This is a genomic window from Algibacter aquimarinus (assembly GCF_039543265.1).
In the GTDB taxonomy this organism is placed as follows: Bacteria; Bacteroidota; Bacteroidia; order Flavobacteriales; family Flavobacteriaceae; genus Algibacter_B; species Algibacter_B aquimarinus.
Genome location: NZ_BAABJK010000004.1, coordinates 531,795 through 554,801, shown reverse-complemented (window position 1 = coordinate 554,801; position 23,007 = coordinate 531,795). Strand labels below are relative to the sequence as shown.

The window sequence follows — 23,007 nt, the reverse complement described above, 5'->3', positions numbered from 1 at the left end:
AAAACAGAATTTATGAGCAGCAAAAAAGAATTCGAAAGCATTGCATTTGATTTACCTAAAAATCAGTCAAATGTCATTAAAGTTATTGGTGTTGGCGGTGGCGGTAGCAATGCTATCAATCACATGTTTCAACAAGGTATTAAGGGCGTAGATTTTTATGTTTGTAATACAGATGCACAAGCACTTCATAACAGTGGTGTTCCAAACAAAATTCAATTAGGGCTTAACTTAACTGAAGGACTAGGTGCTGGAGCAAACCCAGATATTGGCGAGCAATCTGCTGTTGAAAGTTTTGATGACATTTCACAAATGTTAGACACTAATACTAAAATGGTTTTTATAACTGCTGGAATGGGTGGTGGTACAGGTACAGGAGCTGCACCTATAATTGCTAAAATGGCTAAAGATAAAGATATCTTAACGGTAGGGATTGTAACCATGCCATTTGCTTTTGAAGGTAAAATGAGAATTGAACAATCTCAAAAAGGAATCGAAAAATTAAGAGATGTAGTTGATTCTTTAATTGTAATAAATAATAATAAACTTCGTGAGGTTTATGGAAATTTAGGTTTCAAGGCAGGGTTTTCTAAAGCTGATGAGGTCTTATCTACCGCTGCTCGTGGTATTGCTGAAGTTATTACACATCACTACACACAAAATATAGATTTACGAGACGCTAAAACAGTATTAAGTAATAGTGGAACAGCTATAATGGGGTCAGCTTTAGCATCAGGTCAAAACCGTGCTCAAGATGCTATTCGTAAAGCTTTAGATTCACCATTATTAAACGATAATAAAATCACTGGTGCAAAAAATGTACTACTGTTAATTGTTTCCGGCTCTCATGAAATTACAATTGATGAAATTGGAGAAATTAACGATCATATACAAAACGAAGCTGGACATGGTGCAAATATCATCATGGGTGTTGGTGAAGATGAAACTCTTGAGGAATCAATTGCAGTAACCATCATTGCAACTGGATTTAATATTGAGCAACAAGACGAAATATCAAACACAGAAACGAAAAAAGTTGTTCACTCGTTAAGTGAGGAGCAAGATTTAGATGCTCAAGAGCGTGAGCCTGTAATTATTGCGCCAGTTATAGAATTAGAGAAAAAAGAAGAGCCAAAAATTGTTAAGCACACTTTAGAAGTTGATGATGAAGATGAGCTTAGTGCTTTTGAAAAAAACATGATTGAGAAACAAAAAATATCATCTCAACCAAAAGATATAAACTTAATTCCAACTTCAGATCTAATAAGAAATATTGATGTAGTATCAGAAGAAGTTTGTGCAAGTATTGAAGAAGACGAAGATTTTATTATAAAGCCAGTTACAAGAATGTCTGATGATGTCAAAAGCAATTCTGAGGATGTTGAGGATGAAGAACAGCAAATAACCTTAACTTTTGATTTGCCGTTATCGCCAAAAGAAGTAATTGAAGAAGAGGATAAAGATATTGTTACCCATAGTTTAAATGATGAAGTAAATAAAATTCAAGTTAATGATTATGTTGAGTTGGTTACGGTTAACGAAACAAATGAAGAAGGAGATGTGCGTTACGCTTTGGATGATTATATAGAAGTTGAATCGTCTTTAAATAAAAAATCACAGTCTAACGAAGTTATTGAAGAAGTTGAGCAAGAAATTGTTTTTGAAAAGAAAACTATTCAGAAAGAAGTTGAAGAAGAACCATTAACAGAAGAAGTAGACCCGATGAATAGTCCTATTTCAGAGTTATTAAAAGAACGAGCTGAAGAACGTAGAAGAAAAATGAAGGATTTCAACTATAAGTTCAATAATGCCAAAATTGATGATATCGAAAAGGTGCCTGCTTATAAAAGACAAGGCGTTAATTTAGAAGAAGCTAAACATTCATCTGAAACAGATATATCTCGAACAAGCATAGGTTTAGATGATAATGATGACATAAAATTAAGAAGCAATAATTCGTTTTTACACGATAATGTAGATTAAACAATTTACTAGACTTACTTAGTAGTTATGAATCCGAAGAGTTTCCCTCAGACTTTTCGGATTTTTTTATTTAATCAAAATTTGTTATTCCCTTGCAGGAGAGAATCTTTATATTCTTTTTATCTTCGTACTCTAATAACTAAAAAAATGGGTTTACAACAAGAAGTAATGTCTGCGCTAAAGGAAGCAATGAAATCAAAAAACCAAACTGCTTTAACTGCTTTAAGGGCTGTTAAATCTGCTATTTTGTTAGCGCAAACAGAAAGTGGCGCAAAAACAGAGTTAACAGAGGAGCAAGAGCTTAAAATACTTCAGAAACAGGTAAAACAACGTAAAGATAGTGCCGCAATATATTTAGAACAAGGGCGTGAAGATTTAGCTGCTCCAGAATTAGCTGAAGCAGAAGTTATTGCTCAATTTTTACCAGAAGCTTTAACAGAAGAAGAGATTGAAAAAGTGGTTGTAGCAACCATAGAACAAATTGGTGCTGAAGGTATGAAGGACATGGGTAAAGTTATGGGAATGGTAAGCAAAGAGTTGGCAGGACAAGCGGATGGGAAAACTATTTCTAGTATTGTAAGACAAAAATTGGCTTAAGCTAAATACTTATAAAACGGCTGCGTAGTTCAACTGGATAGAATATCAGATTTCGGCTCTGAGGGTTGGGGGTTCGAATCCCTTCGCGGTCACTTTAATCCCTGTTAATCAATTGATTAACAGGGATTTTGTTTTATTTTAATAACTTTTTTATGGTATTTATACATGAGGATAGATAAAATTAACGTTTAACTGGTTTTAACTTTCTTAGCTTGCCCAAATATTTTATGCCCATGAGGAATTTTCTGTACTTACTAAATTATAATATCAATTTATTCACAAGATAAATCGCTTAAATAGTATTAAGAAAAGTAGCATAATCTAGAATTATATGTTTGGTGCTTATACTTCGGATAACACAATAGAGTTCAACACAATAAAATCACCAGAAATATCACAAAATAATGTATTCTGAAATTCTTAAAGAATACAAAAACAAAGAGTTTTAGCATGAGTTCTTTCAATCAATTATCTAAAAACATCAGTGTTTAAAAAACACTGATAAAAGAATGATACTGGCTCAACACCAATACACTATTATGTTTAAATCAGCCAATATTTGAGCAAATGGATTAAAGAGAATAACAAAAGTTAACATGCTTATCCTTATTTACTTAAGCTAAAGTTTTTCATTATCTTTAATATCTCAAAAAAAATATGAACAAGAACTTACATATAATAAGTATATTCTTAGTTGCCATAGGTGTAAATGCCCAAACTATAAACTGGCAAAACACTATTGGTGGGGAGTCATCTGACAGATTACGAGCAATAGAAAAAACATTTGATGGGCACTTTATTATAGGAGGTACATCAACTTCCGGTATCTCAGGAGATAAAACAGAGGAAAATAGATTTATAGCAGATCCACCCTTATTCCTTGACGAGCCACGTGCATACCAAGATTACTGGGTCATGAAAATCAATAAAAATACTGGTGCTATCATATGGCAAAAAACTGTTGGGGGGGCTTATGCTGATACATTTAGTGCTATTAAACATACTACAGATGGTGGATATTTATTAGTAGGAACTAGTATTGTTACATCCAACTTTGTGTCGGGAGAACGAACAGCTAATCCTTTGGGAGAAATAGCTCCTAGATATGCGGCAGATATATGGTTAGTAAAATTAGATGCATTTGGTGATGTAGTGTGGGACAAAACCCATGGTAGTGCCCAAAGTGATATAGTAGCAGATATGATAGAGACACATGATGGAGGGTATTTAATGGTGGGTTCGGTTGTTTCAGAAGGTGCTAGTGGTACCGATATTCTAATAATAAAAATTGACGCCTCAGGAAATGAACAATGGCAAAGATCTATTGTTGGTAATAATTATGATAGTGGGATTTCTGCAGTTAAAACCAGCGATAATGGCTTCGTCATAATAGCAAGTTCCAATTCGGGTATTTCTAATGATAAAACGTCAGAAAACGAGGGACAAGAAGATTTTTGGGTGATTAAAATAGATAACCTAGGCAATATCATATGGCAACGTAATATTGGCGGTGAGGTAAGTGATGATCCTATAGATATTATTGCAACATCAGATGGTAATTTTTTGATAACTGGAGCTTCTGACTCTTACATATCGGGCGATAAAACGGAAAATGCTATCTGCAACTCCTCAGATGCTTGGATAGTTAAAATTGACAAAGAGGGCAACATTTTATGGGATAAAACTATTGGTGGTGATAATTTTGATTGGTTTAGTGATATTATTGAAACCGAAGACGGAGGCTTTCTATTGGGCGGTATTTCAAGTTCTAATATTTCTGGGTATAAAACAGAAAGTACGAGAGTAGAAAATGATTTTGTAAGGTGCTGTGTGTCAGATTTTTGGATTGTAAAAATAGATAAAAATGGTAATTTTGAGTTTGATAAAACAATTGGTGGTTATGGTTCGGATTCTATTAATGCAATGTTACAATTGGATGATGGCAGCTATGTTCTTGCAGGTGATAGTGTTGCCAATATATCTGGTGAGAAAACCGAAGATAATATAGGAGATTTGGATTATTGGATAGTTAACATAGATATTGGAGCTATAGATACCCCCGTTAATACCGCTCCTACATTTAATGAGCTTTTGGTTTGTGAGGGCGAAATGGTACAGTTAAGTACAGTGGAAGGGCAAAGTTATAGTTGGTCTGGGCCCAATGGGTTTACCAGTACCGATCAAAATCCGTTTATCAATAACGTGTCCTCTCAAAATACAGGTATTTATAATGGTATCACCTATTTTTCAGATGGCTGTATTGAAACCAAAATAATAGACCTAAGTACGCAAAACTGTACTCAAACTAATGTGCCTCCAGAAATTACTGCAAGCGGAGACCAGAGTTATTGTTTTGGAAACCCGATACGAATAGCCACAGATTTTGATATTACAGACCCTGATGATACAGGAATTGAAGCATTTTTTATTCAAATTTCCGAAGGTTATACTTTGGATGAAGATGTTCTAATGTTAACAGGAAACCACCCTAATATTACAAGTAGTTGGGATTCCGTTCAAGGCAAACTTTCTTTTTTTAGTGCTACTACTAGCGCTAGTATGTTATACGTCGATGTAATTGCAGCCGTTAGAGATGTGGTTTACAGTGCAACTGTAAACACTGAACAAGCGGATAAGATTTTCTCTTTCACCATAGGCGATGCGAATTTTTTACCCGCTACAGGTCATTTTTACGAGTACATACCAGAAATAGGTATCACTTGGTCTGAAGCAAGAGCTGCCGCTGCCTCTAGAACATATTTTGGTTTACAAGGGTATCTAGCTACAATTACTTCCGCAGAAGAAGCGCAAATAACTGGAGAACAAGCTGCTGGTACAGGCTGGATTGGAGCAAATGATGTAGCAACGGAAGGTGTATGGCAATGGGTAACAGGCCCTGAAGCAGGTATCGTTTTTTGGAATGGAGGTATAAATGGTACTACGCCAAACTTTGCAAACTGGAACACAAATGAACCCAATGATTGTTGTAGTAGCGTTAGTGGTGAAGAGAATTATGCTCATGTCACATCACCTAATATTGGTAATCCTGGTTCTTGGAACGATTTACCTTTGGCGGGTGACCCAGATCCTAATAGCGATTTTTATCCTCAGGGTTATATTGTTGAATATGGGGGCATGCCAGGAGATCCAGCGGTAAATATTTCTGCGAGTACTAAAATTAGTTTTCCGAGTATTTTAAGCCCAGTCGATACCACAACAATTTGTGGTTCACAAAGTGTTAGTTTAGAAGCAATACCGTCATCAGGTGAAATATTATGGTTTGAAAACTTAAATGACACTACCCCAGTATTTGTTGGAAACACTTTCGCAACACCAGTAATTCAGACTACTAGAAGTTACTTCGCCTTAGTTTCTGATAATGGTTGTTTGGAAGGAGAGCGCTTTGAGTTTCCAATAATAGTAAATCAAGTTCCAAATGTAGAACCATTGATAACATTCAAAAACTGCGACGAAGACGGAAATCTTGATGGATTTACTGATTTTAATTTAAATGAAATTACACCAATTATTACTGATGAGGATTTAGATGAACTTAATATTACTTTTTATCTTAGACTAGCAGATGCTGAATTAAGACGAGATACTATCGAGGCATCATTTTTTAATAATCAAATAGCAAATACCATATACGCGAGGGTTGAGTTTATTGATACTGAATGTTATGACTTAGTGACTATTAATTTGGAAACCTCAACAACATCATTTCCATCAGGGTATATTTCTGAATTAGAATTATGTGATGCAGACACCACTATTGATGGAATAACAGAGTTTGATTTAACAACTGTTTCGGCAAACTTTATAAATCAATTTCCTACTGGTCAAAATCTTAGTGTTCATTATTATTACACTGAAACAGATGCCCAATTAGAAGAGAATGAAATTACTAATACATCAAACTATCAAAACCAAACTCCTTTTTCGGAAACTTTGTATGTTAGGGTAGAAAGCAATGATAATGGTAACTGCTTTGGTATAGGCCCCCATTTAGTTTTAACGGTTCATCCAAGGCCAGAATTTGAAATAGAGCAAAGCAATATTTTTTGTTTAAATGGAGCTCCTGTAACTCTTTCAGCTTCAAATGCTAGTCTTAATAACTTAAGTTATGAATGGAGTGACCCAAACGGAAATATAATAGGAAATTCAAATACCGTTGATGTTACTTCAGAAGGGATTTATAGTGCTGTGGCAACCTCAGAAGAAAATTGTCAATCTGAACAAGTTTTTATTGAATTAAGAACTTCAGGAATTTCTAATATTACTATTGAAGATGTAAACGTAGTTGATTTGTCAAACAATAATAGTATCACTATAAGCATGGTCAATATAGGTGTAGGAGATTACGAATTTGCTTTGGATAACGAGTTTGGGCTCTATCAAGATAATACAGTATTTAGTAATGTTACTGCAGGAGAACATATATTATATGTTCGTGATAAAAATGGTTGTGGTACGGTTAGTCTTCAAGTGTTTGTTATGGGGATCCCAAAGTTTTTTACTCCAAATGGAGATGGCGCTAATGATACATGGAATATTAAGGGTTTAAGTAATAGATATCAACAAAACACAACGGTTTATATTTATGATAGGTATGGAAAGCTTATAAAACAATTAAGCCCTTCTACTGAAGGTTGGAACGGGACCTTTAATGGGCAACTAGTGGCTGCAGATGATTATTGGTATGTGGTAAGTTTAGTTGATGATACTGAAAGCACCAGGGTTTACAAGGGGCACTTTAGTTTAATTAGGTGATTGTTTTAGAAACATCTCACTATTTAAAATCAAAAATTACTGATGATATCATTGTTAATACTGATGCGTATTTACAAAGAATTATATTAATATTGTTTCGTTTTTCAGAGACACGTTTAATACCTATTTTGTATGGTTCGTTATTGAAAATCAGCTATGATTTTCCGCTTTAACCGAAAGATAGTAAATTGCAATGAATCCTAATTAGGAATTCACCCGTAATTAGCTATGTAAGCTGTTTCTATTTTGTTGTTTTCAAGAGTAATAATGATAAATTCTTTTTTTCAGATTCTGTTATCTAATTTCGTTTAAGAAATATAAAAGTTCATTCCCTCTTGAATTCCAAGTTTCCTCCAGAGAATCTATTTAAATATTTATAAATCATAATAGACACAAAAAACAAATTCATAATCCAAATTCCTAAACCAACAAAAATTAACTGTTTTGCTTTATAATTAAATTCGATGAATTCACTAAATTCTGAAAATATTGCTCCAAGAAAATAAAGATTGATTAGAAAGAAAAGAATTCCGAATATTAGTCCTGAAATTTTATTTTTAAAAATTATTTGAAGAATTAATATCGCCGCTATTCCGATAAAAATTGGGTTTATGTTTAATGGTGGTGAATATCCACCTAAAATTGCCAAAACAATGAAGTAATATTCAGGTAATTTTAAAAGAATAGTTTTCATTTTATCAATTTTAGTTCGTTTCTTCACAATAAATGGCGATGCCTGCTATGTAATAATTAAGCCTAATCCATAATAAACGCAGATATGCTTGGTTTCGTGTGCCATGGCTTAGACTTATTCAAATATAACCTACTGCCATAGTCACAAATCTAGAATCTGTCCAAGGTTCAAGTTGAAATAATTCTATAAAAATCATAAAAAGAAATAACAAACTATTAACTATTAAAGAAACAATAAAATTAGGTTCATATGATGTTTTTATAAAAGTTTATAATAAGAATATGTTTAAATTAGTCACAACGTTCTCCGCTATGATTTGGTTACGTGCAGAAAATTAAAACATTTTCAAACACTAAATCAGCCGTTGAAAAATACAATTTTAATAGAAGTTAATTTCTAACAACGAATTATAACCATTTTTGGCAAAAGTTTTTTTTGATATTTTAAGTCTAGAGCCGTTACAATTTGATATTCTTCGTTTTTATAAACCTTGGTGTCAGTCCAAATGCTTTTAGTACTCTTAGAATCAGATAGTTTATCCAGAGTTTTGTTTCCTTGAGTTACAGCAGTATTCTCAAAAAGCCTTATTGGTACATTGTATACTTCAACTTTTTTATATTTGATGCTTCAGCTGATTGCCTAATCAAAGTCTTTTGTCGTAAGGTTTCCTTCTGGAACTTAATTAAATAAAGACATCTGCCATTATACGGTCGATTGTTATTGTGTCGCCAATTGCAATAGCTTATGCTCAGTGATTAGCCGTTTTAGTTATATAATACTATGCGAATTTGTAGTCAATCTTTTTCATTTGAGTGGATTCAATAGTATTACTTTCAGTTTTGTGTTAGTTGTTATGGTAACTCATTAAAATCTTGAGTGTTATTATATGTAAAACGATTTTTTCTTATTGTTGCTAACGAACGGATATGCACGTAAATACGGTTATACCTACTATATTTTTGAATTAATAACGATAAATTTTTAATAATGTCTAACAATATATTTAGTTAAACCCTCTTTTATTGTAATGGTTTATTGCTTTTTTTAAATTTGGTTTAAAATAATTAAAACTTAAAAGAAGCGTTATTTAAAGATGTCAATATTTTTTCTTTTAGAAAAACCTGTTCTAGCTAGCCAAATAATTTTAGGTGTCTTATTTACTGCATTAGGCTTTCTTATATTCTACTATGCTTTTCGGTTAGTTGAAATGGGTTATGTATTAAGGTACAGGAAACCCATGTACAATCATTTTTATTTGCGTTTACGAAAATTAAATAAAACACAAAAACACATATTACATTCTCAATTTTCTTTCTTTAAAAAGCTGAATAAAAAGGAGAAGATTTATTTTGAACATCGAGTTTCGTCTTTTATGCAGGACAAAGATTTTATTGGAAGAGATGGCTTGGTAATAACAGACGAAATGAAGGTGTTAATATCTGCTACTGCAATTATGTTAACATTCGGTTTTAGAGATTTTTACATTAGTCTCATCTCAAAAATAGTTATTTATCCTAAAAAATTTTATTCAAATATGAATGAGGCTTATCATAAAGGTGAGTTTAATCCCAAGCTTAAAGCTATGGTGATTTCTTGGGAAGATTTTAAAGCAGGTTATGCCATTCATAACGATAATCTTAATTTAGGTATTCATGAACTAACACATGCAATACATTTAAACAGTATGAAAGAACGTGATGTTAGTTCAACAATTTTTAGTGATTCTTTTAAAGAATTAACCACACTACTGCACTCTAATGAGAGTTTAAGGGAAACAATTATAGATTCGGAATATTTTAGAAATTATGCATATACTAATCAATTTGAGTTTTTAGCAGTTATAATTGAAAATTTTATTGAGACTCCAACAGTCTTTAAATCTAAATTCCCGGAGGTTTATGCTAAAGTAAAACAAATGCTTAATTTTAATATAGCTGGGTATTAATCGCTTCGTATGACTTTTATCATGATTTTTTTGAGTTTAGTTTAATAATTTTAGAGAACACTAAACTAAAAACCGAATATCATGATACGAAAAGCACCAATTTCGATGATAATGACAGAGAATGTCATCACATTAAAAAAGAAAGATTCTCTAGAAAAAGCAGAACAACTTTTTAAAAGACATCGCATTAGGCATATTCCTGTAGTTTCTGGTGATACCATTGTTGGTATGCTTAGTTATACAGATTTACTCAGATTAAGTTTTGCTGATTATACAGATTCTGTTATTGAGGATGATGCTGGCACTTTAGTTTATAACATGTTTACAATTAAGCAAGTAATGAATAAAAGTATAGTAACGGTATCGCCATCGAATTCTATAAAGGAAATAGCTGAAATTCTGGCAACAAAAGAATTTCATGCATTACCGGTGGTTGTTGATAATAGGTTAGTAGGCATAGTTACTACAACCGATCTCATTAATTACTTACTAAAACAATTCTAATTTTAATTATTTAGAAAACACTAGTTCATTGCCAAATAATTAAGGTTTTCTATCTTTAAATTATGCATTATGAAACAGCGAACACCAGTGTCAGCTATAATGACAAAAAATATAATTGGATTAAAAAAATCAGATGATTTGCAATACGCAGAAACATTATTTAATAAACATAAAATAAAACATATTCCAGTAGTAAGTGGTAAAGCGGTTATTGGAATGTTAAGTTATTCGGATTTACTCAAAATTAGCTACGCAGATGTAACTGAAGATGAAAGTGATGTAGACGCAGTAGTTTATAATATGTTTACTATCGAACAAGTTATGGTGAAAAATGTAGTAACTATATCTAGTGAAACAACTATAAAAGAGGCCACTAGAAGACTAGCAGAAAGTGATTTTCATGCATTGCCAGTAGTTGATAATGGTATTTTAAAAGGCATAATTACTACAACAGATTTACTAAACTATTTTGTTGATCAATTTTAAGAATTAGCGATAGTCTTTAATTCTTTAATGGTTTCAAGTTGGTTACTACTTTTAAACACATGGCTTCCAGCTACAAAAACATCTGCACCAGCATCAACTAATTGTTTTATATTTTTATTTGTAACACCGCCATCAATCTCTATATGAGTATCTAAGCCTTGACTGGTTATCATTTTTCTGAGCTTTTTTACCCGATTATAAGTCATGTCTTCAAACTTTTGACCACCAAATCCAGGGTTTATAGACATCAATAACACCATAAAGCACTCAGGTAGAATATCTTCTAAAACAGATACTGGTGTGGTTAAGTTAAGCACAACACCTGCCTTACATCCAGCATCTTTTATTTGTCTTAGAGTTCTATGTAAATGCACTGTAGATTCATAATGAACCGTAATAATATCTGCTCCAACTTTTGCAAATTCTTCAATGTAGCGTTCTGGTTTTTCAATCATTAAATGTACATCCAAAGGTTTGGTTGCGTGTTTTTTAATGGCTTGAATTACTGGCATGCCATAAGAGATATTCGGCACAAAATGTCCGTCCATAACGTCAATGTGAAACCAATCAGCATCACTATTATTAACCATTTCTGTATCTCGTTGAAGGTTGCCAAAATCTGAAGCAAGCATTGATGGCGCAATTAATTTAGAACTCATTATTAACAGTTAAAATGTTTTTACAAAAGTATGTAAAAAAATAAACCCGCGGTAATCAGCCGCGGGTTCTTTCATCAATCAAAAAACGAACAGTTATGTGTAACTGTTTGTTGTGGTAATTTAGTCGTAAAAAATTTACTATCCTAAATAAGTTTTTAATATTTTACTTCTAGACGTATGTTTTAATCTACGAATAGCTTTTTCTTTTATTTGTCTAACACGCTCACGAGTTAAATCGAAAGTTTCACCAATTTCTTCTAAAGTCATTGGATGTTGGTTTCCTAAACCAAAATACAAACGAATAACATCTGCTTCACGAGGTGTTAATGTTTCTAATGCACGTTCAATCTCAGTACGTAAAGATTCGTGTAATAATTCTTTATCAGGATTTGGCGACTCACCAGAATTTAATACATCGTATAAGTTAGAATCTTCACCCTCAACTAAAGGGGCATCCATACTTACGTGACGTCCAGAGTTTTTCATTGACTCTTTTACGTCGTTAATTGTCATATCCAATTCTTTTGCAATTTCCTCAGCAGAAGGCGGACGCTCATGACTTTGCTCTAAAAAAGCAAACGTTTTATTGATTTTATTAATAGAACCAATTTTATTTAGCGGTAAACGCACAATACGTGATTGTTCAGCTAATGCTTGTAGAATGGATTGACGAATCCACCAAACGGCATACGATATAAATTTAAAACCCCGTGTTTCATCAAAACGTTGAGCAGCTTTAATTAAGCCTAAGTTTCCTTCGTTAATTAAATCTGGTAACGTAAGTCCTTGGTTTTGGTATTGTTTAGCAACAGATACAACGAAACGTAAATTAGCTTTTGTCAATTTTTCTAAAGCTATTTGATCGCCAGCTTTAATGCGTTGTGCTAATTCAACTTCTTCATCGGCTGTAATTAAATCAACCTTACCAATTTCCTGTAGATATTTATCTAACGAAGCGGTTTCTCTATTAGTTACCTGCTTCGTAATTTTAAGTTGTCTCATCTAATGTTTCCTGAATTTAATTATGAATAAATAGGTTGTTCAATAGTTATACGTTCAATTAACAATAAATGTTACAAAAAAATTAATTATTTTTTGTTTGTATAATTAAGACACTATTACCATAGTAAAGTCACATTTAAATTTTGATTAACAATTTGTTGGTAAGGTTAATGTCTTACAACATATCTTAATGTTTATTTATTCAAAACTAAAAGGGTTGTTTGCGTTTATTTTATCTCGAAGCTTATTGATTTTATGATGCATTCTATTAAAAAATAGGGTTCTGTCTTTTTCTCCCGTATTAGCTAGTAATTTAGAATTATTCATAAATTTTTGATAATATTCGTACATCAAATCGCAAGTAGCTTGATGTTCTATTTTGAAATATGATAATACTGTAAATGGTGTAAAAAACACTTTTTGAAACGGAGTAACCACCATTATGGTATTACTCATAGAGTGTATTTCATTGAGATAGAGTTTATAAAAAGCTTTGTTTTTAGAATCAGCATGACTTTCTATTATAGCTTGTTCTTCAATATGTTTTATTACACCTTCAATATCATCGCAAATTTTTAATGCAGATTCTTTGGTGACAAAGCCTGATTCAAAATAATAGATTACTTGCTGCAAAGTTCCATTTATGGTTGTATTAGTCCAAATTTCTGAAATATTTATATTTTCATATAACTCAGCTGTTTTAAAAGCACTTTGTAGTAATGACTCTGGTACTGTCTTAATAAAATCTTCAAAAGTTGTTTTGTTTTTCGTCATTTCTACGTTGTTATCTTTTAACCATACATACATTTTATAACGTGAAAGAATAGTGTCTTTAAGTGTATGGAATACGGGTATGTCCTTAGCAGCATATATTATAGATGCATTTTTTATTTTTGTTAAAGGGTACAAGTTTTGATATGAAGAATTTAACCAATCTTCTAATCCTTTTTCATCATCAGGTCTAGGAGAAAGCTCAGTAACTATAGTGCTTTCACTACCTACTTCAAATAATTTATTAAGTGATATTTTAAAATGCTTAGCTAGTTTTACTGTCTCTTCTAAAGTGAGGTTGGTTTTTAAATTAATCCGCCTATATGCAGCATCATAGCCAATATCTAAAACATCAGCTATTTCATCAATAAAAGATGTGTTATCCTTCGCTTTTTCCTTTAAGTATTTAATAAATATCGTTTGCATTTTTTGAAAAATTATGCGTAGGAAAGGTGGGGATTTTGTGAAAATTAATAAAAATAAATTGAAATCTCAACATTTTCGTCTAATCAATATCAATTATTACAAGTTAAGTTTGTATCGTAATCAATTAGTTATTATTAAATAATGAAACCTTCTAAAGAAAAAAATAAGTTTGAAATAATCCTTTTTTGGTCTCTTCCTAGTATTTCTAAAATACAAGATTATAAATTGAAATCTAGCAAGTTAAAAGAGGCCATAGCTAGATTGAAAAAGGTGGAATTAATTACATACAATAATGAAGTTTTAAAACTTGAAAATATTGGCATCGATTCAGGAAGGTTTTTTGGACTAGTAGAATTTAAAGGCAAAATGAAGAAAATTTTATTAAATATAAATTCTATAAAAACAATAATACTTCTATGAGATATTGAAAACAAGTCAAACTAATAAAGCAAAGCATTATGAAATCCAATCTTGAAACATCTAATTTACTCTCGTTTAATTTACTTGATAAATACATTTATTATGTAGTGATTAAAAAAAGTCATAAGAGATCAGTATTTAAAAACATAAAAAGAATAAAGCATTATATAAATTATTAGTGTGTAGTTCTTAATATTTAATACTTCTTAGTATACTATCTTTTTATATTCTTAATACACGATAATTAAATTTTGTAATTATCTAATAATAAGCTAATTGTTTAAATTAGTAACCGGTAGTTCAGACTTTTTTCATAAATTCGTTTTCAATAGCAAGCATTTTCCCTTTATCAATTTGTAGCATTTTATTAGATAACCAACCCTAATAATAATGGTAAAAATTATCAACTTTTTATTAATAGCCGGTGTTCTTCAAGGCTTTGGTTTTAATTTGGTAACCATTTTTGTAAAAAAGAAGTTTGGAAAAGCAATTATCTTTTTAAATTTAGTTGTTTTATTTATTTCCTTAAACAATTTACAAAGGTGGCTAATAGATAATGGCTTCATTTCAGATTTATTCTTAATTCAGCAGTTAGAAATACCTTGGTATGTTTTAATTTTTCCAATGTTTTATGCCTTCGTAACCCATTTTCTAAAAATAGAAGATAGAGTAAACGATTTTATTAAGTTAACTCTATTCATTTTTATTATAGAGATTATAATAAGACTATGCCTCATTTCTTATGTTTATTATGAAGTGCCTAATCTAGATGATACTTTAATAGAAAGATATACTAAGATTGAAGAAGTATGTAACCTTTGTTATTGTGTTTTTTTGTTTGTTAATACGTGCATAATTATTTTTATTAAACACAGTTTAATTGAATATATTCTAGATTTTGATGATTTAAATTGGATTAAATGGTTTATTAGGTTTGGAATTATAATTATACTTTTTTGGTTATTTGCAGTAATAGTAGAAAGTTTTACGGGAAATGAAATGGCTTATATTCCATTGCGATTAGGTACTTCTATTTTGCTTTATTGGATTTGTTATCATGGATTTTATAAGTATAATGTTGTTCAAGATCGTATTTTATTAAGAAGCACGATTGATGACAATAAAGTATTAATATCTTCTAATTCTGAAAGTAAATCTATAAACCAAAATGAAAATATTCTTAATAAAAAACATCAAAAAGAATTTGATGAAATTAGGAATCACATTATAGAAAATAAGCTTTACTTAAATCCATTACTTAGTATGGAAACTATTACTAATGAATTGGGAATTAGTAAGAGTCATTTTTCCAAATTAATTAATACTTACAGTGATTATAATTTTTCAGATTTTGTAAACGCATTGCGTGTAGAGCAGGCTAAAAAATTCTTATCAAATGACGATTTTAGTGCTTATACAATTGTAGCTATTGGCTTAGAGTGTGGCTTCAATTCAAAATCTACCTTTTATTCTGCTTTTAAAAAGTTTACTTCAGAAACACCAAGCAGTTTTAGAGATCAATTTTAATTTATTTCAACCCTTTTTAGTCCGAGATTATCGTTGGATATCCTATTTTAAGCAATCGCGAGTATCTAGGATAACTGAACCTTTTTCTACTAATAATTTTACGATTAGATAAAATAATCTAAAACTATTAGTCATGATACCAGCACTCATTTTATACTTAATTAAACAATTTAAAAGAAAATCTAATTCTTCAAAAAATAGTAATGCAATAAAAAGACTGTCGGCTAAATTAAAATCAATTTTATTTTTAGTCGCAATAACATCTTTTTTTGCTTTCACAAATATTGAAGAACGAAAAGCACTTACCTACAATATATTAAAAAATAACAAAGTTATTGGAGTTATCAAAATAGATAAAAGTGCTTTAGCGGACTCTGTAGTATATACTTTAGAGAGTGAGATTAAAGCCAAATTTCTATTTAAATTTAATATAACTGGTAAAGAAAAATCTATATACAGAAATGGAAAATTAGTTTATTCTTCGGTTTTTAGAACACTTAATAAAAAGCCAAAAACTAACCACGAAATTGTATTAAAAGATGGTAAATATCAACTCCATTCTAGCAAAACCTTGCAAAACTTAGAGCTTGATTTAGTCAAGCAAAACCTTATTACCTTATACTTTAAAGAGCCTATTGGAGTAACATCTATTTTTTGTGATAACCTTATGAAAACAGTTCTTATAAAGTCTTTAGGTAATAGTAAATACAAAGTAGATTTCTCTAATGGGAAGTATAACGTTTTCCATTATAAGGACGGGAAATGTATTAAAATTGAAGCTGTAAGTACTCTGTTTAGTGTCACTTTAATTCCAACAATATTATGAATACATCATTAATTATATGGATGTTTATTGGAGTTAGTTTTGCTACATATTTTATAGTGAGTTTAGTTTATAAAAAATTAGGAGTCACTAATTTGCAAACAGCACTAATATCGGCAAATGGTTTAAGACTTATAAATTTAAAACACCTCTTAGGTATAGTGCTTTTTGGAATTCTATCTTACATCTCTATTCCAGAGTTAAAGTATCTTGTATGTACTATTCAGGTTCCAAGATTATATCTTTTAATTTTATTCTTGTTAGTATTTTTTCTAACAGCTTTTGTCTCTTATTTCGGCGTTCAAAAGGAAAAAAGTATTCATAGTATTCAAATAAATCATTATAGTTTTTCATATGCCTGGGCATATTTTATAATAAGATTTACATTTTTATTGTGTTATGAGTTCTTCTTCAGAGGTGTTTTATTATTTATGTTTCTTGATTTTTCTAGTTTACCATTAGCTATATTTTACAGTACTATTTTATATGTACTTATTCACATTTTTGATTCTAAAAAAGAAATTTTGGGAGCCATCCCATTCGGAATCATTTTATGTCTTTTCACTTATTTCACAAACAGTGTTTGGTATGCATTTTTAATTCATATGGCTTTATCGGCTGTTTATGAAATTTCAGTGTTTTATTATTTAACCTTAAAAAACAAAATAACGTCATGAAAGTATTTTTAACAGGAGCAACAGGTTATGTTGGTCATCAACTTGCAATAAAATTAGCAAACGAAAACTATAAAGTTATTGCGCTTGTAAGAGATTTAAATTCAGAAAAAGTACCAAATCATCATAATATTAAAACCATTAAGGGTAATATATGTGATTATTATTCTGTGGAAACCGCAATTAAAGACTGCGATTATGTGTTTCATACGGCTGCTTACACCAATTTAAAATGTAAAAAACTAGACAATTTTTACAATACAAATGTTTTGGGTACAGAAAATATTTTGAAAGCTTCTCTATTTCATAATATTAAAAAAGTAATATACACAAGTACTCTTGCTGTTTATGGACCATCATTTGAAAGTACTTCAATTGCTGAATCTCAACCTAGGTTGGTGTCCTATTCTAATGACTATGAGTTAACTAAAAGTATTTCAGAAGAATTGGTGTTCGAGTATATAAAGAAGGGTTTACCCTGCACAGTTTTAAATGTTTCAAGAGTTTATGGTCCAGGTTTAAAAACGTTTTCAAGTGGTGTAAATACGCTTATTTCTAAAATAGCAAAAAACGATTTTTTAATGGTGCCATCTAAATTACATATAAATACTAATTATGTTTTTATTGAAGATGTTGTAAATGCTCATGTGTTAGCTATGAAAAATGAAAATAGCATAGGGAAATACATTGTAGGTGGAGAAAACGTTACCTATGAAACTCTTTTTAAAACCATAAAAAGAATTACCAAAAGCAAAATAAAGATTGTGAAAATTAATTATAGTTTTTTAAGATTAGGTCTTTCATTCATCAATAGCACTAAAAAGTTAATAGGATTACCATCTGGAATTACTGCAAAGATTTTAGACTCACTATTTGTAAATAGATTGGCAACATCTCAAAAAGCCGAAAAAGATTTAGGATATCAAATTACACCTTTAAATCTAGGTTTAGAAGTAACAATTAAACACTTAAAATCTTAAACATGGAAGCGTATACATTAATAACTGGTGCAAGCCAAGGCTTTGGAAGATCTTTAACTCTGGAGTGTGCTAAAAAATCTATGAATTTAGTCTTAGTAGCACTCCCTAATTCAGGGTTAGAAGAGTTAAGTGATTTTTTAATATCTCATTATAACATCCAAGTCATGTTTTTCGAAATGGATTTAAGTACAGAGGCCAATTGTATAAAACTGTACAATGAGATAAAAAGTAAAGGAGCATCAATTAAGTACTTAATTAATAATGCAGGTATGCTTAGTAACGGATTATTTGAAGATATGAATAAGGATTATTTTCTATCTCAAATAAACGTGAACGTGGTAACGCCAACACTGCTAACTAAATTATTTATGAACGATTTTAAGGAAAATTCACCTTCGGGAATCCTTAATGTAAGCAGTATGGCTAGTTTTTTTCATTTACCCAAAAAACAAGTTTATGGTGGCACAAAGGCTTATTTATTATCGTTTTCTAAAAGCTTAAGAAAAGAATTAAAACAACATGGTATATCAGTATCCATTGTTTGTCCTGGCGGGATGAATACAACAACAAAATTATGTTTGCAAAACAGGAGGTTAAAAGGTATTTCAAAACAATCAATTCTAGATCCCGAGCAAGCAGCCAAAATAACTTTAAATAATTTTAATAAAGGTAAAGAAGTTATTATTCCTGGGAAAATCAATAAAATATTTATGTTTTTAGATTCTATTTTACCTGCTGGGATAAAAAACAGACTTACTAATAATGCAGTTTAATTTGTTGATTAGCACAAATAAATAAAATAATGAAAAATATTGTAGTTACAGGAGCAAGTAGTTTGTTGGGAATAAATACGATTGTAAGTTTATTGAAAGAAGACTATGTGGTAAAAGGCTTTTTAAGAAATAAAGATAAATTTATTGGAGGTGAAAATCCAAACTTAAAGCTTATCGAAGGCGATATAAGAAGTTTAGAAGATTTAGATAAAGTTACTACTAATTGCGATTGTGTAATTCATGCTGCAGCTATAACAGACCAAAACCTTTTAAAGTATGAAGACTATTATGAAGTTAATGTGGAGTGTGTTAAGAATATTGTTAACGCAGCAATAAAAAATAGAGTTAAAAAAATTATATATGTTAGTACAGCTAGCGAATTTGCTCAAACAGATTTAGGTGTTTTGGGAAATGAAACCAGCATACTAGAATACCCTTTTAATAAATCTTTTTATATAAAAAGTAAAAAAGAAGCTCATGATTTTCTTTTAACAAAACTAAATGAGATTGAAGTTACAATTGTAAACCCTAGCTTTATTATTGGAGCCTTTGATACAAAACCTAGTTCAGGCAAAATTGTACTTATGGGATTAAAAAACAAAATTGTTTTTTGCCCGCCAGGAGGTAAGAATTTTGTTTGTGCAACTGATGTTTCTAAAGGAATAATTAGTGCTATCAAGAAGGGGAGAAATGGAGAATCTTATTTGTTAGCAAATCAAAATATTAGTTTTTTAGACTTCTTTAAATTACTAAGAAAATTAACAAGAAATAAATTCTTAATTATTAAGCTACCAAAAAAAATATTACTTTTAATAGGGTATATGGGCAGTGTTTTGAAGGGTTTAGGGGTTAAAACTAATTTTTCATTAGAAAATATGAAAACCATATCAATAAATAATTTCTATTCAAATAATAAAGCTGTTACAGAATTAGATATTGTTTTTAAACCCATTGAAAATGGAATTAAAGATTCTATTTTTTGGTTTGAACAATTTAAAGTTAATAGCTAGGTAAAAGATAATATTTAGTCAATTTTAAAAGATATAATTATGAAAACACGAGTTTTATTTATTGTTATAGTTATGGCTATTTTTGGTTTCACCAATTGTAGTGATGACGAAGCTTCTAATTCAATAGAAAATAATTTTGGAGATTTGCAAGCTGAAATTGATGGAGTTTTAAGGGTTTTTCCCGTAGTTTCAGGAGCTGCTTATAACGAGTTTAATAATCAAATCTCGATATATACTTATAACGGTGATATAGAAATAAGTCTTTTAATTTTGTTTCCTCCAGTTACTGGAACTTATGATCTTAGCAATAACGAATCACATGCTTCTGTGACGTTTGGAGATCCTTTTGATATTTTTGACCAAAATGGTGATGGACCAGCAATTACCTTTCCAGCTGTTGATGGGTATGTAACAATTACAGAGCTAGATGAAGAAAGAGTTGTTGGGGTGTTTGAGTTTACTGGGGAATTAGAGGGTACAGGGCAACACTCAGTTAAAGAAGGAGAATTTAATATTTTAAGACAATAGTTTTTCGATTTTAATGTAAAATTGAAAAGTGGAGTATGAGTATAAAAACCTTAATATAATTTATTTGGAATGTTAATTTGTCTCATACCTTAATTATTAAAAAAGACATAACCAGTAAAAGAAAAAGCCTATCAATTATTATAATTGATAGGCTTTTTGTAAGTAAAAAAAGAGTTTAATCTTCTTTCTTATCTCCTCTAGGTTTTCTATCATCACGACGATTGTCTCGTCCGCGATTATCTCTACCTCTGTTATCACGTCCGCGTCCACCACGATCATTATTTTCTCTTGGTGGTCTTGCTACATAACCTTCTGGTTTTGGTAAAATAGCTTTACGAGATACTTTCTCTTTACGCGTTCTAGAATCAATACCAAAGTACTTCACATCAAATACATCACCCATGTTTACAACATCAGATACATTTTCTGTACGTTCCCAAGCTAATTCACTAACGTGCAATAATACCTCATTTCCTGGAGCATCAACATATTCTACAACAGCACCAAAATCAAGCATTTTAATCACTTTAACTTCGTAAACGCTACCAACTTCGGGTTTAAATAATAAAGAATCTATTTTTGCCATAACAGCATCAATACCTTTGCTACCAACTCCTAAAATTTCAACGATACCTTCTTCAGTAACAGGGTCTTCGTTAATAACAATTGTAGTTTCTGTTTCTTTTTGCATCTCCTGAATTACTTTTCCACCAGGACCAATTAAGGCGCCAATAAATTCGTTAGGAATACGTCTTGATACCATTGTTGGTGCATGATCTTTAACCTCGCTATTAGGTGTTTCAATAGTTTCAGTAATTTTACCTAAGATATGCAAACGACCATCACGGGCTTGTTTTAAAGCATTAACAAGAATCTCGTATGATAATCCTTTTACCTTAATATCCATTTGGCAAGCGGTAATACCATCAGCAGTACCAGTTACTTTAAAATCCATGTCTCCTAAGTGATCTTCATCACCTAGAATATCAGATAATACAGCATACTTACCCGATTCAGTATCTGTAATTAGTCCCATTGCAATACCAGAAACGGGTTTCTTTAATTGAACTCCAGCATCCATCATTGCCATAGTACCAGCACAAACTGTTGCCATAGATGACGAACCGTTAGATTCTAAAATTTCAGAAACTACACGTACTGTATATGGGCAATCTTCTGGAACCATGCCTTTTAAGGCACGTTGTGCTAAATTACCGTGTCCTACCTCACGACGAGATGTTCCACGAATAGGTCTAGCTTCACCTGTTGAAAAAGGAGGGAAGTTATAGTGTAAATAGAAACGTTCTTCACCTTCGTAAGATGGCATATCTATTTGGTTGGCTTCTCTACTTGTACCTAAAGTAACCGTAGCTAAAGCTTGAGTTTCCCCACGTGTAAAGATTGAAGAACCATGTGTTGATGGTAAATAATCAACCTCACACCAAATTGGTCTAATTTCATCAGTTTTACGTCCATCTAAACGTAAACCTTCATTTAAAGTTAAATCTCTAACAGCCGCTTTCTCAGCTTTAGAGTAGTATTTTGAAATTAATCCACCAAAATCTTCTTGCTCTTCTTCAGAGAAAGACGCTTTAATTTCTTCTTTAATTTCACCAAAAGCAGCACTACGTTCATGTTTTGCAGAACCTGCCTGTGCTACAGCATACACTTTATCGTATGCCATATCATGAATCTTTTTAGCTAAATCAGCATCTTCTCTTTCTGGCTCATACTCACGTACTTCTTTTTTACCGAAAGCTTCAGCTAATTTTACTTGAGCAGCACACTGTACTTTAATAGCTTCGTGTGCAAACTTAATTGCTTCAGTCATTTCTTCTTCAGAAATCTCATCCATTTCACCTTCAACCATCATAACAGAATCAGCAGAAGCACCAATCATCATATCGATATCAGACTCTTCTAATTGCGCTCTAGTTGGGTTTATTACAAACTCACCATTTACACGACCAACTCTTGCTTCAGAGATAGGGCACTCAAATGGAAAATCAGATAATTGAATAGCAGCAGAAGCAGCTAAACCTGCCATAGCATCTGGCATAACATCATCATCATGAGACATTAACTGAATCATTACCTGAGTTTCAGAATGATAATCTTTTGGAAATAACGGACGTAAAACTCGGTCTACTAGACGCATCGTTAATACTTCTCCATCACTTGGTCTAGCTTCTCTTTTAAAGAAACCACCTGGGTATCTGCCAGCTGCAGCAAATTTTTCTCTATAATCTACCGTTAATGGTAAAAAGTCTACATCTGCTTGTTTGTAGTTGGAAACAACTGTACACAAAAGCATACATTTTCCTGATTGAACAACAACAGAACCATGCGCCTGTTTTGCTAATTTTCCAGTTTCAATAGAAATCTCTCTACCGTCACCGAGGTCAATAACCTCTTTAAAAACTTGTGGAATCATA

At 31.2% G+C, this 23,007-nt stretch carries 19 protein-coding genes and 1 tRNA gene; 15 read left to right on the top strand and 5 right to left on the bottom strand.

Features of this window, described 5'->3' with window-relative positions; translation table 11 throughout:
- Positions 1–12: 12 nt before the first annotated feature.
- The 4 genes from ftsZ to ABD939_RS05380 all read left to right on the top strand — a co-directional run bounded on the left by ftsZ (position 13) and on the right by ABD939_RS05380 (position 7,350).
- Positions 13–1,980 (top strand): cell division protein FtsZ, encoded by a 1,968-nt coding sequence (ftsZ, locus tag ABD939_RS05395; RefSeq protein ID WP_345165393.1) that lies wholly within the window; start codon positions 13–15, stop codon positions 1,978–1,980.
- 147 nt (positions 1,981–2,127) lie between these two features.
- Entirely contained in the window at positions 2,128–2,577 is a 450-nt protein-coding gene (locus ABD939_RS05390; protein WP_345165392.1) for a GatB/YqeY domain-containing protein, read from the top strand.
- 18 nt (positions 2,578–2,595) lie between these two features.
- Positions 2,596–2,669: transfer RNA gene (locus tag ABD939_RS05385), tRNA-Arg, on the top strand.
- Between the two features lie 565 nt (positions 2,670–3,234).
- On the top strand, positions 3,235–7,350 hold the full coding sequence (locus tag ABD939_RS05380; RefSeq protein ID WP_345165389.1) for a T9SS type B sorting domain-containing protein: 4,116 nt from the start codon (positions 3,235–3,237) through the stop codon (positions 7,348–7,350).
- A gap of 325 nt (positions 7,351–7,675) precedes the next feature.
- Here the strand turns inward: ABD939_RS05380 and ABD939_RS05375 are convergent, their stop codons facing one another.
- A complete protein-coding gene (locus tag ABD939_RS05375; RefSeq protein ID WP_345165387.1) occupies positions 7,676–8,044 on the bottom strand; it encodes a hypothetical protein in 369 nt (122 codons plus the stop codon).
- 1,093 nt (positions 8,045–9,137) lie between these two features.
- On the opposite strand from ABD939_RS05375, the gene ABD939_RS05370 reads away from it, so the two are divergent.
- The 3 genes from ABD939_RS05370 to ABD939_RS05360 all read left to right on the top strand — a co-directional run bounded on the left by ABD939_RS05370 (position 9,138) and on the right by ABD939_RS05360 (position 10,979).
- Positions 9,138–9,989 carry a zinc-dependent peptidase gene (locus ABD939_RS05370; protein WP_345165385.1) on the top strand — a complete coding sequence of 284 codons (852 nt, stop codon included), beginning with the start codon at positions 9,138–9,140 and terminating at the stop codon, positions 9,987–9,989.
- An 81-nt stretch (positions 9,990–10,070) separates the two neighbouring features.
- A complete protein-coding gene (locus tag ABD939_RS05365; RefSeq protein ID WP_345165383.1) occupies positions 10,071–10,493 on the top strand; it encodes a CBS domain-containing protein in 423 nt (140 codons plus the stop codon).
- Positions 10,494–10,562: 69 nt separating this feature from the next.
- Positions 10,563–10,979: a CBS domain-containing protein gene (locus ABD939_RS05360; RefSeq protein WP_345165381.1), complete on the top strand. Its 417-nt coding sequence runs from the start codon at positions 10,563–10,565 to the stop codon at positions 10,977–10,979.
- Here the strand turns inward: ABD939_RS05360 and rpe are convergent.
- The 3 genes from rpe to ABD939_RS05345 form a co-directional block, all read right to left on the bottom strand.
- Complete coding sequence (gene rpe / locus ABD939_RS05355) at positions 10,976–11,638, bottom strand: ribulose-phosphate 3-epimerase (protein ID WP_345165378.1); 663 nt, start codon at positions 11,636–11,638, stop codon at positions 10,976–10,978. The genes ABD939_RS05360 and rpe overlap by 4 nt on opposite strands.
- Positions 11,639–11,776: 138 nt before the next feature.
- Positions 11,777–12,640, bottom strand: a complete 864-nt coding sequence (locus ABD939_RS05350) for a sigma-70 family RNA polymerase sigma factor (protein WP_019387909.1) — start codon at positions 12,638–12,640, stop codon at positions 11,777–11,779.
- A 198-nt stretch (positions 12,641–12,838) separates the two neighbouring features.
- Positions 12,839–13,837, bottom strand: a complete 999-nt coding sequence (locus ABD939_RS05345; protein ID WP_345165375.1) for a hypothetical protein — start codon at positions 13,835–13,837, stop codon at positions 12,839–12,841.
- Positions 13,838–13,978: 141 nt separating this feature from the next.
- On the opposite strand from ABD939_RS05345, the gene ABD939_RS05340 reads away from it, so the two are divergent.
- The 8 genes from ABD939_RS05340 (at position 13,979) to ABD939_RS05305 (ending at position 20,572) form a co-directional block, all read left to right on the top strand.
- Positions 13,979–14,257: a hypothetical protein gene (locus ABD939_RS05340; protein WP_345165373.1), complete on the top strand. Its 279-nt coding sequence runs from the start codon at positions 13,979–13,981 to the stop codon at positions 14,255–14,257.
- A gap of 390 nt (positions 14,258–14,647) precedes the next feature.
- The gene (locus ABD939_RS05335) at positions 14,648–15,784 is read left to right on the top strand and encodes a helix-turn-helix domain-containing protein (RefSeq protein ID WP_345165371.1); all 1,137 of its coding nucleotides are present in this window, start codon (positions 14,648–14,650) and stop codon (positions 15,782–15,784) included.
- 133 nt (positions 15,785–15,917) lie between these two features.
- Positions 15,918–16,610 carry a DUF6134 family protein gene (locus ABD939_RS05330; protein WP_345165370.1) on the top strand — a complete coding sequence of 231 codons (693 nt, stop codon included), beginning with the start codon at positions 15,918–15,920 and terminating at the stop codon, positions 16,608–16,610.
- Positions 16,607–17,284 carry a CPBP family intramembrane glutamic endopeptidase gene (locus tag ABD939_RS05325; RefSeq protein ID WP_345165369.1) on the top strand — a complete coding sequence of 226 codons (678 nt, stop codon included), beginning with the start codon at positions 16,607–16,609 and terminating at the stop codon, positions 17,282–17,284. Before ABD939_RS05330 ends, ABD939_RS05325 begins: the two co-directional genes overlap by 4 nt.
- Entirely contained in the window at positions 17,281–18,261 is a 981-nt protein-coding gene (locus ABD939_RS05320; RefSeq protein WP_345165368.1) for an NAD-dependent epimerase/dehydratase family protein, read from the top strand. The genes ABD939_RS05325 and ABD939_RS05320 overlap by 4 nt, the downstream gene beginning before the upstream one ends.
- Before the next feature lie 2 nt (positions 18,262–18,263).
- Positions 18,264–19,034 (top strand): SDR family NAD(P)-dependent oxidoreductase, encoded by a 771-nt coding sequence (locus tag ABD939_RS05315; protein WP_345165367.1) that lies wholly within the window; start codon positions 18,264–18,266, stop codon positions 19,032–19,034.
- 29 nt (positions 19,035–19,063) lie between these two features.
- Positions 19,064–20,044 (top strand): NAD-dependent epimerase/dehydratase family protein, encoded by a 981-nt coding sequence (locus ABD939_RS05310; protein ID WP_345165366.1) that lies wholly within the window; start codon positions 19,064–19,066, stop codon positions 20,042–20,044.
- A 39-nt stretch (positions 20,045–20,083) separates the two neighbouring features.
- Positions 20,084–20,572, top strand: coding sequence for a hypothetical protein (locus ABD939_RS05305; RefSeq protein ID WP_345165364.1), 489 nt, complete (start codon positions 20,084–20,086; stop codon positions 20,570–20,572).
- A 175-nt stretch (positions 20,573–20,747) separates the two neighbouring features.
- Here the strand turns inward: ABD939_RS05305 and ABD939_RS05300 are convergent, their stop codons facing one another.
- On the bottom strand, positions 20,748–23,006 hold the full coding sequence (locus ABD939_RS05300; protein ID WP_345165363.1) for a polyribonucleotide nucleotidyltransferase: 2,259 nt from the start codon (positions 23,004–23,006) through the stop codon (positions 20,748–20,750).
- Position 23,007: the final 1 nt, after the last annotated feature.

What these genes read in the sequence shown, in the direction of transcription:
- ABD939_RS05380 (WP_345165389.1), top strand. Translation starts at nt 3,235, where the DNA reads ATGAACAAGAACTTACATATAATAAGTATATTCTTAGTTGCCATAGGT.
- ABD939_RS05330 (WP_345165370.1), top strand. Translation starts at nt 15,918, where the DNA reads ATGATACCAGCACTCATTTTATACTTAATTAAACAATTTAAAAGAAAA.
- ftsZ (WP_345165393.1), top strand. Translation starts at nt 13, where the DNA reads ATGAGCAGCAAAAAAGAATTCGAAAGCATTGCATTTGATTTACCTAAA.
- ABD939_RS05370 (WP_345165385.1), top strand. Translation starts at nt 9,138, where the DNA reads ATGTCAATATTTTTTCTTTTAGAAAAACCTGTTCTAGCTAGCCAAATA.
- ABD939_RS05350 (WP_019387909.1), bottom strand. Translation starts at nt 12,640, where the DNA reads ATGAGACAACTTAAAATTACGAAGCAGGTAACTAATAGAGAAACCGCT.
- ABD939_RS05320 (WP_345165368.1), top strand. Translation starts at nt 17,281, where the DNA reads ATGAAAGTATTTTTAACAGGAGCAACAGGTTATGTTGGTCATCAACTT.
- ABD939_RS05325 (WP_345165369.1), top strand. Translation starts at nt 16,607, where the DNA reads ATGAATACATCATTAATTATATGGATGTTTATTGGAGTTAGTTTTGCT.
- ABD939_RS05375 (WP_345165387.1), bottom strand. Translation starts at nt 8,044, where the DNA reads ATGAAAACTATTCTTTTAAAATTACCTGAATATTACTTCATTGTTTTG.
- ABD939_RS05340 (WP_345165373.1), top strand. Translation starts at nt 13,979, where the DNA reads ATGAAACCTTCTAAAGAAAAAAATAAGTTTGAAATAATCCTTTTTTGG.
- ABD939_RS05310 (WP_345165366.1), top strand. Translation starts at nt 19,064, where the DNA reads ATGAAAAATATTGTAGTTACAGGAGCAAGTAGTTTGTTGGGAATAAAT.
- ABD939_RS05315 (WP_345165367.1), top strand. Translation starts at nt 18,264, where the DNA reads ATGGAAGCGTATACATTAATAACTGGTGCAAGCCAAGGCTTTGGAAGA.
- ABD939_RS05365 (WP_345165383.1), top strand. Translation starts at nt 10,071, where the DNA reads ATGATACGAAAAGCACCAATTTCGATGATAATGACAGAGAATGTCATC.
- ABD939_RS05390 (WP_345165392.1), top strand. Translation starts at nt 2,128, where the DNA reads ATGGGTTTACAACAAGAAGTAATGTCTGCGCTAAAGGAAGCAATGAAA.
- ABD939_RS05335 (WP_345165371.1), top strand. Translation starts at nt 14,648, where the DNA reads ATGGTAAAAATTATCAACTTTTTATTAATAGCCGGTGTTCTTCAAGGC.
- ABD939_RS05345 (WP_345165375.1), bottom strand. Translation starts at nt 13,837, where the DNA reads ATGCAAACGATATTTATTAAATACTTAAAGGAAAAAGCGAAGGATAAC.
- rpe (WP_345165378.1), bottom strand. Translation starts at nt 11,638, where the DNA reads ATGAGTTCTAAATTAATTGCGCCATCAATGCTTGCTTCAGATTTTGGC.
- ABD939_RS05300 (WP_345165363.1), bottom strand. Translation starts at nt 23,006, where the DNA reads ATGATTCCACAAGTTTTTAAAGAGGTTATTGACCTCGGTGACGGTAGA.
- ABD939_RS05305 (WP_345165364.1), top strand. Translation starts at nt 20,084, where the DNA reads ATGAAAACACGAGTTTTATTTATTGTTATAGTTATGGCTATTTTTGGT.
- ABD939_RS05360 (WP_345165381.1), top strand. Translation starts at nt 10,563, where the DNA reads ATGAAACAGCGAACACCAGTGTCAGCTATAATGACAAAAAATATAATT.